Source organism: Eubacterium sp. 1001713B170207_170306_E7 (assembly GCF_015547515.1).
Taxonomy (GTDB): Bacteria; Bacillota; Clostridia; order Eubacteriales; family Eubacteriaceae; genus Eubacterium.
Genome location: NZ_JADMVE010000010.1, coordinates 91,167 through 104,865, shown reverse-complemented (window position 1 = coordinate 104,865; position 13,699 = coordinate 91,167). Strand labels below are relative to the sequence as shown.

Genomic DNA, 13,699 nt, shown 5'->3' with positions numbered 1-13,699 from the left:
TTAAAGTGCTTCCTTTGTGAAAATATGATAGGCTTTTGCCTTGTCGAGATTTCCCTCAAGAATCGTTGTCAGCGGGTTATAATAAATTTCAATGGATGAAATACGGTCGCCAAAGGCGTTCAACAGCGTATCCAAATTCAAAGTAATGACGTCTTTTTCAAACTCCTCTGTTTTTTCAAATCGGATGAACTGCGCTAAATCCGGCAAATACAGATCCGCTTCCGTTTCCACAAACAGGCCAAACTCGTTTTCGCATCCTGCCTTTGCGTTGGTATTAAAGGCTGTGGCCGCAATTAAGGCCGCTTCCTTAAACTTTTCATAATCGGCTTCGGTATAGCCTTCGGTTACGCCCATATCCACGAAGTCTTTATAGGCTGTTGGGTTGATGGCGAAACCATAAAAATAGTGAGCTTCGTTGCTGACGATTTTTGTGCCGAGGGTGGACTGTTCAGCATCTTCCTTTGTACCATCCCTGAAGGGTGACAATATCTGCTGTTCCTCAACGTTATGTCCGTCATACTTATTAAAACCCTGAGTAATCTGGACCGCTCCGGTGATGGAGGTATTATTGCCGCCCTCCGCAAAGGTCGCACCAAAATTTTTGACATCAATGGCTTTAAAGAGATTGGTTAATACCGCCTTATTATCATTTGTTTTTTTAAGATCCTCTACCTCGAAAATCTGTTCATAGCGTTCCTTTAACGAACGCGGGCGCACTTTAATTCCCTCTTTTTTATCTTCTTCTGCTTTGAAGGATTTGATATAAAGAACCTTTTCGCCCTGTTCATCCCACATTTTTTTCATTGGGTATTTAAAGGCTTTGTCGCTGCCAAAAACCTCGCCGGTTGAGATCGATTTTGGCATACCGCTAAAATCGGCGTTCCAATTTGCCATGATGGATTTAATTCCAAGTATTCCGTAAACACGTTTATTCATTTTCTGCTTCTCCTTCTTTTTTATTTTTCTTTTCATAAACTAAGCTTCTGTCTAAATATCCCGCAATGAGCAGCTGACTGTCAATTTTTTTACTTTCTGGAATATGCAGTAAAAACATCGCGTATAATCTTGAAATTCTTTGGGGATACTTAATGGCATAATTATATTTTTTATAGAGTCTTTCTAAAACAACCTGCAGCTGCTGTGCTGTTCTTGCATTAATAACCGGATTGACAAGGGCTGGCGTTGGTTTGCTTGATTGATTCAGTGAGAGTAAAAACTGAGCGATTTGTCCGGCAGCATAATAATACATTGCATCGTCCTCAATTTTATTTTCGCCCTCACTGTTTATCATTTCACTTAAGCGCTCAAAAATCTTTTCATAGGGTTGTTCCATTCTTTCTCCTCCTTCAAAATAATTCAATATTGACTCCCGCACATTGAACTGTTCAATGGCTTTTGGAATGTGTCTGTTTAAAATCGAATTTTTGATCAATACCAGCGAGCTCTCTGCGAAAAAAGACTCTGCCGCAGTGGACTCTCCTTTAAAAAACCAGTTGAAATAGCCTGTGCGGCACCTTAGCAGCTCTTCCTTTACTTTTGTATCTGTAAGCCGGATATCCTTTGCGTCTGTAAAAAAATTTGTGGTTAAAAACTTTTTGAAAAACACTGAATTGATAAGTTTTTTTACATCTTCAAGTTTTTTAATTTTTTCATATATCAAATCCGTCGCATTCTTTTCCGGAATAGGGATAAACTGTTTTAAGTCAATGGATTCGATTTCAGGTTCATAACCTGTAATCTCATCGAAGTCATGCACTTCAACCTCTTTCCCTTTCTGTATCCGCAAATAATATCCTCTAAAGGATTGTTCAATGGCTTTGTCATTGTCGAGGGCAATTATCCCGTCTTTTTCGTTTAAATAAACATTGCTCTTTCCCAGACATGCCTGATTATATAAATAATCGAAAAATTTCTTTTGAAGCGCCACTTCTTCCGTAGAGATCAGGTAAGGCATGGTATTTTTACGGGTTTTATTTTCGAGATAGGGCTTTTTAGCGTTGAGCCCCATATTATCATTGGGCAATCCAAAAATTTCTTCTTCAACTGCCACATTGTAATCTGTTGTGTTATATACATTTGGGATAACATAACGCCGGCTTTCTCTCCGGTAAACTTCTTCATCCGCCTCAAAATATATTTTCAAATAACTTTTATCGTCTTTTAAATGATTGTCCTCGACAATGGAAAAAATATTTTTTTTAATCCAATCCCTGTGCTTTTCAATCTTTTCCTGCTCAGGCTTTCCGATCTCAGCCTCAACCGCCTCATAAAGCTCCAATCCCTTTTTCTTATACTTCTTTTCCGGTACTTTTAAAAGATCATAATAATCATCAATGATTTCATCTGTCAGTTTAGTTTTTCCATTTTTATCTGGCTTGATGTTGTCCTTCTTCACCCAGAACGCATAATAATTATTGCTGTGAATGACCTTCCTTTTATCAATCGGCTTATTCATATCAATCAGCGTAGAGAGATAATCCTTTTCAATAAAGGTTTCAAAATCCACCGGCGGCTCTTTCTGTTTCGGCAGCTCTTTGATTTCTTTAATCCTTCCATCTTTATCAACCAGAACGTAAGACCCTTCTGCCGGAACATAGGTGTCTAAAATCAGGCTTTCCCCTTTTTCTTCATAAATTTTTTTAAAAACATCAAGACATTCCCTAAGCATTCCATCACCCCTTTCTAAAGGTATTTATAACCGCAGAAGCCGTTTCCTCTCGCGTTGTTTTCCCCCAGCCCGCAGCCCAGCGCCATGTAGGCCAGCTCCTGAGCCATGGGGTTCTGTGCAATCTGCAAAGTAAGCTTGTCTCCCAATAAGGTAATTCCTTTATACGGGCAGGAAATCGGACCTTTGTTGTCAAATTGCAGATGGGTATAAAGATCAAAGTCTTCACTACATTTTTTGCCTGTATAATGATTATATTTTTTGATCAGGTTTTCCTTAAGCCTCCGTTCAAATTCATCAAGTGTGACAATCTCTTTCCAGTAACCGCCATCGAATTTCTGGATGACAGGCGTTAAAGTGTAGACTCGGCCGATGGGAATTTTTTTGATCTTTCTTACGGTCATGGCCAGGGACTTTATCTCTTCAGTATAAGCGTTGATGAGATACTCCTGAAAATAGTTCATCAAGTTTTCATCAATGGTCCGTATCTGTATGGTGTAAATTTTATCCTGCCTGTAGACTCTCCCGCTTTCTACTGGATAAAAACCAGAAAAGCAATAATTTTTATAACTGATCTTTTGATGAAACGCCGCCATCTCTTTATTCTGCACCAGTGCTTTGTCGATCAAAGCGCTTATTTTTTCCTGTACTGCATCAATTGAAATATCCTTGAGTAAAAATACTTTTAATCGTCCTTCGTAAACCTGCATATTTACCACCCCATTCCATAGAATTATAAATCATTTGGATTCTTGCTAATTCCTATTCTATCTAACCACTTTTAGACAAAATTCAACACACATTATTTTTATTTTTCTCCCCTTTAAAATATATTTTTTCTATATTACATATAATACTACCACTTTCTTCAAAAGTCAATATAATAATTAAATAAATTTTTTTACTGAGATTTTATACTTGCATTTACTAAACTAAAAAATCATACATCTCATGTTAATCTTCAAAAATTCAAATAAATTTCTTTACATTTAAATACGTCTAAACGTTAATCTTCAATCTTTTATTCTTAAACCCCAAACAACCTCCGACAATTCTCAAACGTTGTTTCCTGGACCTCTTCCACTGGTATCTCCTTAATTTCCGCGACCTTTTCGGCCACAAAACGAACATAGGCGGGCTCGTTGCGTTTTCCCCGGAAGGGAACCGGGGTGAGGTAGGGGCTGTCGGTTTCAATGAGTAACCGGTCCAGAGGCATGTACCTGACCACATCGGGGGCTTTTCGGGAGTTTTTAAAGGTGAGAGGGCCGCCGATGGAGAGGTAGAGCCCAAAATCAAGCAAAATTTTGGCCATCTCGACACTTCCGCTATAGCTGTGGAATACTCCGCCGACATTGGGATCAAGGCAGGATTTTACCATGTCCATGGAATCGCCGTGGGCGTCACGGTCATGGACAATGATGGGCTTTTTCAGTTCATTTGCCAGGGCGATCTGTTCCTCAAATACTTTTTTCTGCAGATCTCTCGGGGCGCCATCATCATAATAATAATCCAGGCCAATCTCACCAATGGCCAGTACTTTCTCCTGTTCACACCAATCCCTAATCATTTTCGGGTGTTTGTTTTTATCAAAAGACGCGCAGTCGGACGGATGAAATCCTACACCGGCATAAACAATGTCGTAGGTCTGGCTCAGCTCTACGGCACGGGTGCTGGTGCTCTCCTCGGTGCCGGGGTTTAAAATAAAACCGATACCAGCCTCCCGGGCGTTTTCGATAATCGCATCCACTTCATTTTCAAAGCGCTCGTCATCCAAATGCGCGTGACTGTCTGCTAACATTTTTATCACTTCCTTTTGGTTTATTATAATCGAACCATTGCCATTATGAAAGGCCTTAAAAAGATTTATTGTCAAAATTCCAGAAAAATTCAAAAAAGAGAAAAACCCTCGCAACGCATAAGGGGGGACGTTGTCTCGAGGGTTTCTCTATAGGGGAGAGGGGGGGTAATATATGATTTTATTCCGCTGTGAACCTCACTATTCACAGCTCAATAAACAAATCTGCACCGCTTGAAACAGGGGAGTTTCAATTGGTATTTGTTTATTTGTCTATAGTATACAACCTTTTGAAAATAAGTCAATAGTGAAATGCGTTGCACCTTTTCTGTAACAGTTTTCACGATCATGATACTCGTTTTCGCTCTCACTTTGCACCATTGTCCCTTCAGAAAGTTTTAAGCTTTTTGTGCATTCGCTGATGTTTTGTTCTGCCGGTCCACTTCCATCGTAATTCTTTTCTTTCGGACATTGCTCAAAATCTCCGTGAGACCCTGGCTGTCCTCTGCCTGGATCATTTTTTTCATGGTGTCCATGCTCTTTTCAAACTTCTCAATCTGGTCGACCAGCGCTTCCTTGTTACAGATAAACAGCTCTGTCCACATGCCCGCATTGATCATGGCAATACGGGTGAGATCACCGAAGCTGCCGCCCTCATAATCTGTGATGTGGTGGTCCTCCTCACTGTCCACCAGGGCACTGGCGATAACGTGGCACAGCTGTGAGGTGAAGGCGATCTTCTGATCGTGAATTTCCGCAGTGGTTTCCACAATATTCATAAAGCCCAGGTTGCGAATGATCTCCTTGATAAAGGCCAGATTTTCCGGTTGGTTTTGCGGCTGTGGGACCAAAATATAGTTGCGGTTTTTAAAGATAGAATCATCCGCATTGCCAAATCCTTCCTTTTCACTGCCGGCCATGGGGTGGCCCAGAATCAAATCCAGGTCCTCCCGCAGCACGCCTTGCAGGCTGTCGACCAGCAGCTTTTTAACGCCGGTAATATCAGTGATAACAGCGTTCTCTTTGAAGTCCTCCATATATTCCAAAATAAAATCCAGGGCAAGCTGGGGATAGAGACAGATCACCACCAGATCGGATACCTCCAGAATCTGACGGATGCCTTCCGGCTCGCTGACCCCCCAGTCAATAACCTCTTTCCTCAGAGCGTCCTCCAGAACTTCTTCGTTGATATCAAAAGCACAGATCTTATCCGGCCCCTGCTTTCGGATGCCCATGGCCAGGGCGCCGCCCATGAGCCCCAGGCCGATGAAGCTGACGGTTTTTCCCTTTAATGTCTCCATCTTAAAGAACCTTTCCCTCAAACTCTGCGTATTTTTTGAGTGTTGTCATGATTTTATCAAATGCATCCGGTGTGATGGCCTGGTCTCCGTCACACAATGCTTCCTCAGGCTTATTGTGCACTTCAATCATCACACCGTCTGCACCGGCCGCAATGGCAGCCTTAGACATGGATTCCACCATCCAGTTAATGCCTGTGGCGTGGCTTGGATCGATGATTACCGGTAAATGACTCTTTTTCTTGAGCAGCGGAATACAACTAAGGTCAAGGGTATTGCGGGTCGCGTTCTCAAAGGTACGAATGCCGCGTTCACAGAGAATAACCTGCTCGTTGCCGCCTGCCATGATGTATTCAGCCGACATCAGGAATTCCCGCATGGTCGCAGACAGCCCGCGCTTCAGCAGAATCGGTTTGTCGATTTTGCCGAGCTCCTTGAGCATGGTGAAATTCTGCATATTGCGGGCACCGACCTGAATAACGTCTACCTCATCAAAAAGCGGCAGCTGGGACATGTCCATCAGCTCGGTAACAATGGGCAGTCCGGTTTCTTTTTTAGCTAAAAGCAGCAGCTCCAGACCATCTGCGCCCATACCCTGGAAGGAGTAGGGGGAGGTTCTGGGCTTGAAAGCGCCGCCTCTCAAAAATTTTGCACCGGAGGCCTTGACGTCCCTGGCAATTTCAACGATCTGTTCTTCACTCTCCACAGAGCAGGGGCCAGCGATGACCGAAACATGCCCTTCACCAATGAGATTTCCCTGAACATCTATGATGGAATCATCTGGATGGAAGGCCCGGTTGGCTTTTTTGTAGGGCTCCTGCACCCGCATGACCTTTTCAACGATATGATTTGAACGCAGCTTATGGACGTCAATGGTCTGGGTTTCACCGATTAAGCCTAAAATTGTGTGGTCCACCCCCTGAGAGTAATGAATCTTTAAACCCTGGTTTTCAATGGCAGCGGCCAGCTTCTGTACTTCTTCTTCTGGAGTTCCTGGTTTTACGACAACGATCATTTGTATTTCTCCTTAATATTTTATTTGAATTCACAACCCGCACGTGCACTTACAGGCATTTTGGGACAAAAGAAAGGGAGACTCATCGAGTCTCCCTTAATGAACTGATTTTTCTTCAGTAATGGAAAATTTACAATGCCTCTACGACACCGCAAAACGACTCTCAGGTGAACTTAATTTCATGCATGCAAAATAACCAGCACCATAATAATAGCCCTGGCCAAAATAAAAGTATGCATTTAAGTTCATGCTTAAATCCTTCATGACGTTTTTCCTTTACTTGTTTTTTAAGTTGTTTTTCATTATAGACCTGTTTCCGTGAGTTGTCAACGCGTTTTTGTAAAAATATATTACAGGAGAAAAGAAAATACATCTCATGTTAACCTTCAACGTTGACCGGTATTGACGAGGGCGTTAAATCCGGGATATTTAAATACATCTCATGTTAACCTTCAACGTGGACAGCATCACAAACACGGCTCAAGATGTTTAATTTAAATACATCTCATGTTAACCTTCAACTTTTAGAAAAATTGTTAGATTGTTCGCTGCCGATCAGATTTAAATACATCTCATGTTAACCTTCAACGTGGTACAGAGATGATATTACAAAAATCAGAACAAAATTTAAATACATCTCATGTTAACCTTCAACATGGCCTTTTTCATTCCGGAAAAAGCAATCTCGGTATATTTAAATACATCTCATGTTAACCTTCAACGAAAACATCGGGCCGCCTTCGGGCGGCCCACACAAAATTTAAATACATCTCATGTTAACCTTCAACTGCTGGTCTTAACCTGGTTTAACCAGGTCTGCGCCAATTTAAATACATCTCATGTTAACCTTCAACAAATGGCGTGCAGCTCACCCCGCATTTTAATAGTGCATTTAAATACATCTCATGTTAACCTTCAACCGTTCTCGGCGGTTTCCACCGTGATTCCAAGCTGATTTAAATACATCTCATGTTAACCTTCAACCATAGCAATCAAACCAATCTTAAATCAACAGATCTCCTATATCCCTTTTGTTTTAGCCGTTTTTTATCATTTTTACCAGGCAGTTGGCTGGTATCGCTTTTTCATCTCGATTTCATTCCAAAGCCTTTACTTATGGTTCTTCTTGCCCAACTGTCTTAAAAGACGCCTGGTAAATTCTTAAATGTTTCTCATAATAAAATTATACGCGCAAAACCCTTTGAGGGCAACTCTTTAGGGGACTTTTTCTAAAATGGTTTTTTTGTGGTACATCAAAAATTGAAGATAACGCTTGCAAAAAGAAAAAAATGCCGTTATAATAAAGACCAAGTTAATATTGTATGAATGATATGGTGCCCCGTAAGGGGAGAATAGGGAATCAGGTGTAAATCCTGAGCGAACCCATCACTGTAAGCGGTAGTGACCGGCAAGTGCCACTGAAAGGGAAGGCGTCGGTTCGTGTTGATCCGTAAGTCAGGAGACCTGCCTATGATTCTTAACGCGTATGAACGATGGTAAAGTTCATAGCTGGTAAAGCAGCTATGGATTTTACCATTTTTTAATTTCCAGCTGCTTTTACGACAAGTTCATTTTTGTTTTAGGAGGATTGAAAAACCATGACTTTGTTGGAAAAAGCAAAACGCGGTGAAATCACCGCAGAAATGCAGTACGTTGCGCAAAAAGAAGGGGTTGCCCCTGAATTTATCTGTGAAGGCGTCGCTAATGGCGATATTGTCATTCTGCACAGCTCCAGGGAGAACATCCAGCCGGTGGCTGTTGGTAAAGGCCTGTTTACAAAGGTCAGCGCCAGTGTGGGAATGTACGAGGAGACTGATACCATTGACGGTGAACTGTCAAAAATCGACGCGGCTGTCAAGGCCCACGCCGATACCATTATGGATCTTTCTGTCCGCGGGCCAATTGAAGAAATGCGCGAAAAAGTGCTGTCCACGGTTGACCGTCCAGTCGGCACACTGCCCATGTACGAAACGCTGTCTGCTGCTGAAGCCAAATATGGCACTGCGCTGGATATGACGCCGGACGATATGTTCGATATGATTGAAAAGCAGGCGTCACAGGGCGTTGCGTTTATTGCAGTGCATCCCGGAACCACCCTTTCGGTTATACACCGTGCCAAAGATGAAGGCCGCATTGACCCCCTTGTGAGCTACGGCGGCTCACACCTTATCGGCTGGATGCTCTACCATAATACGGAAAATCCTTTATATACCGGATTTGACCGCCTCATTGAAATCTGCAAAAAATACGATGTGGTGCTGAGCTTTGCTGACGGAATGCGCCCGGGCTGTATTGCGGATTCACTCGACCACGCCCAAATTGAGGAGCTGGTCATCCTCGGCGGCCTGGTCAGACGTGCCCGTGAAGCCGGCGTACAGGTTATGGTAAAAGGACCTGGACATGTGCCCCTCGATGAAATCGCCACGACTGTACAGCTTGAAAAGAAGCTCTGCTACGGTGCTCCTTACTTTGTATTCGGCTGTCTGCCAACCGACGCAGCCGCAGGCTACGACCATATTACCTCTGCCATCGGCGGCGCTGTCGCCGCTTATGCCGGCGCAGATTTTCTCTGCTATGTCACCCCGGCCGAGCACATTGGCATGCCAAACGTCGATGATGTCTACCAGGGCGTCATGGCCTCACGAATTGCTGCCCATGCCGGCGATGTGGCTAAAGGGCATTCTCAGGCCGTCAAGTGGGATCTGGATATGTCTGTTGCCCGCCGGGCCATGAACTGGAAGGAACAGTTCAAGCTGTCCATCGACCCTGAAACCGCTGAGCGTGTCTGGCGTGAACGCAGCACCAGCTTTACATCGGAATGTACCATGTGCGGCAAGTACTGCGCCATGAAGATTGTGGAAAAATACTTGAGAGCAAAGTAAGGAGGATCAGATAATGACACAGATGCTAGAAGCCCGCAAAGGCCATATTACAGAAGAAATGGAAAAGGTTGCCCTGATTGAGGGTGTTACCCCGGAATTTATACGCGAAGGTGTCGCCAAAGGCCATATCGTCATTCCCAAAAATAAATTTCGCAGCCGGGATAAAATCTGCGGTATCGGCGGCGGTCTGGACGTAAAGGTCAACGGTCTGATGGGAACCTCCTCTGACCGCAACGATATGGAAATGGAGGCAAAGAAGCTGCGTATCCTGGAGGAATGCGGCGCCAACGCCTTTATGGATTTATCCACTGGCGACGATATCGACGCCATGCGCAGACAGAGTCTTGAAATCTCCAATATCGCGGCGGGCTGTGTGCCCGTCTATCAGGCCAGTGTCGAAGCCATTGAAAAGCATGGCAGCATGGTCGCCATGACCGAGGATGACCTTTTCGATACGGTGGAAAAACAATGTCAGGAGGGCATGGACTTCATGGCCATCCACTCTGCTTTAAACTGGTCGGTTTTAAACGCGCTGAAAAAAAGCGGGCGCGTGACTGACGTTGTCAGCCGCGGCGGCTCTTTCCTGACTGCCTGGATGTTCCACAACGAAAAGGAAAATCCGCTTTATGCGCATTTTGACCGCCTGCTTGAAATCCTCAAGGCCACAGATACTGTATTATCCATCGGTGACGCCATCCGCCCCGGGGCCAACGCTGACTCCCTGGACTCCGCACAGGTGCAGGGCCTGGTCGTTGCAGGTGAGCTGACCAAGCGTGCCCTGGAGGCCGGCGTACAGGTCATGATTGAGGGCCCGGGCCATGTGCCGCTCAATCAGATTGCCACCACTATGCAGCTTCAGAAGCAGCTCTGCTACGGTGTTCCCTACTATATTCTCGGTTTCCTTGCCACCGATGTGGCGCCAGGCTATGATAACATTACCGGCGCCATTGGCGGCGCCTTTGCCGGCATGCACGGCGCGGATTTTCTCTGTTACCTGACCCCGGCTGAGCATTTGGGCCTGCCAAATGAGGAGGATGTACGTATGGGCGTCCGCACCACCAAGATTGCGGCGGATGCCGCCAATGTCTTAAAGCGCGGCGGCAATGCCTGGAACCGCTCTCTGGCAATGTCTAAGGCACGGGTCGCGCGGGATGAAAAGGCCCAGATTGCCAACGCCCTTGATCCGGAATACCTTGAAAGCAAGCTGAACGCAGAGCCCGAAAGCCACGGCTGCGCGGCCTGCGGTAAGAGCAAATGCCCGGCCGACATCGCCGCAGAATTTTTCGGTATCGCCTGAACCTTTGGCCAACTGGATTAAAAAATCAGGCGAATCCTTCTCATGAGCACCTGAATTGGTGCTATAATTAAGCTTGAAGCTCGCCTGTAGTTTGCAAAATTCAAATAATGAGGTAACCATCATGAGTATATTAACTTTAAAAGAAGTTATTGAAAGGATTGAACCAAAGGACCCAGACTGGGAATCCAGGGCCTGCGCCCATGTGGAATCTCTTGCTATTCCACCGTGGAGCCTGGGTCAGGTTTTAACCCTGGGCGTCCAGCTGGCCGGAATCCAGCGGACCATCCATCCCTGTGTGGATAAAAAAATGATTCTGACTATGGCCGCGGACCACGGCATAGCTGAGGAGGGCGTTTCTGCCTTCCCGCAGGAGGTCACCATGCAGATGGTCGCCAATATTGTTGCCGGAGGGGCAGGTGTCAATGTGCTGGGAAAGGCCTCCGGCGCGGAGGTCCGGCTGGTAGACATGGGCGTTAAGGAGGATATGCCCGAGCTGGTGAAAAAAGGCGCCATCATCGACGCCAAGATCGCCCACGGCAGTGAAAACTTTCATAAAGGACCTGCCATGAGCAGAGAGCAGGCGGTGGCCGCCCTGGAGGCAGGCATCAATGTCGCTGCTAAAATGATTCAGGAGGAGGGCGTTGAGCTGCTGGGCACCGGCGACCTCGGTATTGGCAATACCACCCCCAGCGCGGCCATTCTCGCTGTTATGGGTGAATATCCCCTGACCTCCATCACAGGACGGGGCACCGGACTTAACAACGCCGGCCTCATGCACAAAATTAAAATTATCCGGGAATCCATCGCGCTCAACAATCCCGATAAAAACGATGCTCTGGATGTACTGTCAAAGGTGGGCGGCTACGATATCGCCGGTATTGCCGGCATGATCCTGGGTGCCGCCTGCAATAAGGTTCCGGTGGTTGTGGACGGCTTTATCTCCACTGCCGGCGCATTAATCGCAAAGGGACTCTGCCCTGCCTGTGCAGACTATATGATCGCTTCTCACCAGTCCGAGGAGCCAGGACATCAGATGATGTGGCAGACTCTGGGAATGCGTCCGCTGCTCAACCTGAATTTCCGGCTTGGCGAAGGCACCGGCGCTGCGGTGGCCATGCACCTCGTAGAATGTGCCGCCCGGTGCATGAATGACATGCTCACCTTTGAAGACGCAGGAGTCACCAATGGGCTTGCTTAAATGGGACCCCAACACATCCGGTGGACAGTATCTCGAAGACCTGTCCACCGCCTACTGGTATTCGGAATCACTTTTTGCAGCCCTGGACATGGGCCTTTTTGAACTTTTGGAAAAGAGCAGCGTATCCCTTCCCGAACTGGCAGAAGCGCTGAGCTGTGACGAATCCAGCCTGTCCCGTTACCTCCATCTGCTTAAAACCCTGGATCTGGTAGACCGCTATGAAAACAAATGGTCAAACACCACCCTCTCAAGCACCTATCTTATTAAAGGAAAGCCGCTGTATCAGGGAAATTCCATCCTGTGGCGTCGTGAGATCAGGGCAGACTGGGATACTCTAAAGCCAGCTCTGGAAGCCGGCAGACGCGTTCATTTCCCAAGCGGGGATGTCAGTGAAGCCGAAATGGACGCCCGGCGTGAGGAGTACATCACTGCCATGGACAACATCGTGAAGCTGAAGGCGCCAGAGGTTCTTGAATTCTTTGGAAATGGCGTGCAGCCAGGCGCGCGTATTTTGGACGTCGGCGCTGGCAGCGGCGCCTTTGCCCTTGGCTTTCTCGAAAAATTTGAGGATACCCGGGCCACCCTTGTGGATATCCGGCAGGTCCTGCCCCAGACCCAGAAGCTGGTTGAAAAAAGCGGCCTCAGGGATAAAAGCCGTGTCCTGTTTCATGAACAGAATATCCTGGAGCCAGACTGGCAGCTTGAGGGCAGTTATGACCTGATCATATTGTCCAACATCGTCCACGCCTATGCCGAGGAAGAAATCAGTTGTATTTTAAAAACCGTATCCGGGCTTCTCTCAGAGGAGGGTATCCTGCTGATTCACGACTTTTTTCTGGACCATTGGGACATCAAGGCGGCTTTTTCGGATATTAACATGTTCATCAACACCTACAACGGCAGGGTTTTTGAATCAAAATGGGTTGATCAGACTCTGAAAAACTACAGGCTTTCCACCACAGGGCTCATCCCGCTGCAAACCGACACGGCGGTTATCTTTGCCGCCAGAGCGCAGGATACCCTTGATCGTCTGACCATCACGCCGGTTCAGAAAATTTTACAGCCCATCAAGGCCATCGGCTTTGACAAGGTAATACCTTACAACCCCAGGGACGTGGTGGTAGCCCCCTTTGCCAAAAACAAATGTAAATTCGGGTGCCGCTCCTGGGATAAAAAGCATTGCAGCACCAACCAGGAAATGAGCGCAGATGAGACCAGGGCCTTTGTGAACAGCTTCAGCAAAGCCCTGTTATTAAAAAGCGAGCCCCCTACCGGTGATTTCCAGCGCAAGGCTTTGCGCGCGGAAACCCTGGCCTTTAAAGCTGGCTATTACAAGGCCTTTGTTTTCTGGGCCGGCCCGTGCAGCATCTGCCCGGACTGCGATCTCACCGCCCCCTGTAATAACCGCGCCCATTCCCGTCCGTCCATGGAGGGCTCCGGCATCGACGTTTTCGCCACAGTGAAAAAGGCCGGAGAATCTCTGAAAACCCTGAGCGAACGCGGTGAGGTGATCAAATATTACGCGCTGCTGCTTTTAGAGTAGCACGAC

At 46.3% G+C, this 13,699-nt stretch carries 10 protein-coding genes, 1 CRISPR repeat array and 1 riboswitch; of the genes, 4 read left to right on the top strand and 6 right to left on the bottom strand.

Features of this window, described 5'->3' with window-relative positions; translation table 11 throughout:
• The 6 genes from I2B62_RS18925 to aroF form a co-directional block, all read right to left on the bottom strand.
• Complete coding sequence (locus tag I2B62_RS18925; RefSeq protein WP_195270590.1) at window positions 1-936, bottom strand: type I CRISPR-associated protein Cas7; 936 nt, start codon at window positions 934-936, stop codon at window positions 1-3.
• A complete protein-coding gene (locus I2B62_RS18920) occupies window positions 929-2,050 on the bottom strand; it encodes a type I-B CRISPR-associated protein Cas8b/Csh1 (RefSeq protein ID WP_195270589.1) in 1,122 nt (373 codons plus the stop codon). Before I2B62_RS18920 ends, I2B62_RS18925 begins: the two co-directional genes overlap by 8 nt.
• A 632-nt stretch (window positions 2,051-2,682) precedes the next feature.
• Complete coding sequence (cas6, locus tag I2B62_RS18915) at window positions 2,683-3,375, bottom strand: CRISPR-associated endoribonuclease Cas6 (RefSeq protein ID WP_195270588.1); 693 nt, start codon at window positions 3,373-3,375, stop codon at window positions 2,683-2,685.
• A 317-nt stretch (window positions 3,376-3,692) separates the two neighbouring features.
• The gene (locus tag I2B62_RS18910) at window positions 3,693-4,463 is read right to left on the bottom strand and encodes a TatD family hydrolase (RefSeq protein ID WP_195270587.1); all 771 of its coding nucleotides are present in this window, start codon (window positions 4,461-4,463) and stop codon (window positions 3,693-3,695) included.
• Between the two features lie 395 nt (window positions 4,464-4,858).
• Entirely contained in the window at window positions 4,859-5,761 is a 903-nt protein-coding gene (locus tag I2B62_RS18905) for a prephenate dehydrogenase (protein ID WP_195270586.1), read from the bottom strand.
• 1 nt (window position 5,762) lies between these two features.
• A complete protein-coding gene (gene aroF / locus I2B62_RS18900; protein ID WP_195270585.1) occupies window positions 5,763-6,773 on the bottom strand; it encodes a 3-deoxy-7-phosphoheptulonate synthase in 1,011 nt (336 codons plus the stop codon).
• Window positions 6,774-7,134: 361 nt separating this feature from the next.
• A CRISPR array of direct repeats spans window positions 7,135-7,757; the repeat unit is 30 nt; unit sequence ATTTAAATACATCTCATGTTAACCTTCAAC.
• 331 nt (window positions 7,758-8,088) lie between these two features.
• A riboswitch (cobalamin riboswitch) is annotated at window positions 8,089-8,260 on the top strand.
• 111 nt (window positions 8,261-8,371) lie between these two features.
• Here aroF and thiC point away from each other — a divergent pair.
• The 4 genes from thiC (at window position 8,372) to bzaC (ending at window position 13,693) form a co-directional block, all read left to right on the top strand.
• The gene (gene thiC, locus I2B62_RS18895) at window positions 8,372-9,655 is read left to right on the top strand and encodes a phosphomethylpyrimidine synthase ThiC (RefSeq protein WP_195270584.1); all 1,284 of its coding nucleotides are present in this window, start codon (window positions 8,372-8,374) and stop codon (window positions 9,653-9,655) included.
• Window positions 9,656-9,668: 13 nt separating this feature from the next.
• Window positions 9,669-10,952: a B12 lower ligand biosynthesis ThiC-like protein BzaB gene (bzaB, locus tag I2B62_RS18890; RefSeq protein WP_195270583.1), complete on the top strand. Its 1,284-nt coding sequence runs from the start codon at window positions 9,669-9,671 to the stop codon at window positions 10,950-10,952.
• Window positions 10,953-11,073: 121 nt separating this feature from the next.
• Window positions 11,074-12,150 (top strand): nicotinate-nucleotide--dimethylbenzimidazole phosphoribosyltransferase, encoded by a 1,077-nt coding sequence (gene cobT, locus I2B62_RS18885; protein WP_195270582.1) that lies wholly within the window; start codon window positions 11,074-11,076, stop codon window positions 12,148-12,150.
• Window positions 12,137-13,693 carry a 5-hydroxy-benzimidazole O-methyltransferase BzaC gene (bzaC, locus tag I2B62_RS18880; protein ID WP_195270581.1) on the top strand — a complete coding sequence of 519 codons (1,557 nt, stop codon included), beginning with the start codon at window positions 12,137-12,139 and terminating at the stop codon, window positions 13,691-13,693. The genes cobT and bzaC overlap by 14 nt, the downstream gene beginning before the upstream one ends.
• Window positions 13,694-13,699: the final 6 nt, after the last annotated feature.

Bases quoted from the DNA above. Each gene is read 5' to 3' on its own strand.
- I2B62_RS18925 (WP_195270590.1), bottom strand. From the start codon at position 936: ATGAATAAACGTGTTTACGGAATACTTGGAATTAAATCCATCATGGCA.
- cas6 (WP_195270588.1), bottom strand. From the start codon at position 3,375: ATGCAGGTTTACGAAGGACGATTAAAAGTATTTTTACTCAAGGATATT.
- I2B62_RS18910 (WP_195270587.1), bottom strand. From the start codon at position 4,463: ATGTTAGCAGACAGTCACGCGCATTTGGATGACGAGCGCTTTGAAAAT.
- I2B62_RS18905 (WP_195270586.1), bottom strand. From the start codon at position 5,761: ATGGAGACATTAAAGGGAAAAACCGTCAGCTTCATCGGCCTGGGGCTC.
- aroF (WP_195270585.1), bottom strand. From the start codon at position 6,773: ATGATCGTTGTCGTAAAACCAGGAACTCCAGAAGAAGAAGTACAGAAG.
- thiC (WP_195270584.1), top strand. From the start codon at position 8,372: ATGACTTTGTTGGAAAAAGCAAAACGCGGTGAAATCACCGCAGAAATG.
- bzaB (WP_195270583.1), top strand. From the start codon at position 9,669: ATGACACAGATGCTAGAAGCCCGCAAAGGCCATATTACAGAAGAAATG.
- cobT (WP_195270582.1), top strand. From the start codon at position 11,074: ATGAGTATATTAACTTTAAAAGAAGTTATTGAAAGGATTGAACCAAAG.
- bzaC (WP_195270581.1), top strand. From the start codon at position 12,137: ATGGGCTTGCTTAAATGGGACCCCAACACATCCGGTGGACAGTATCTC.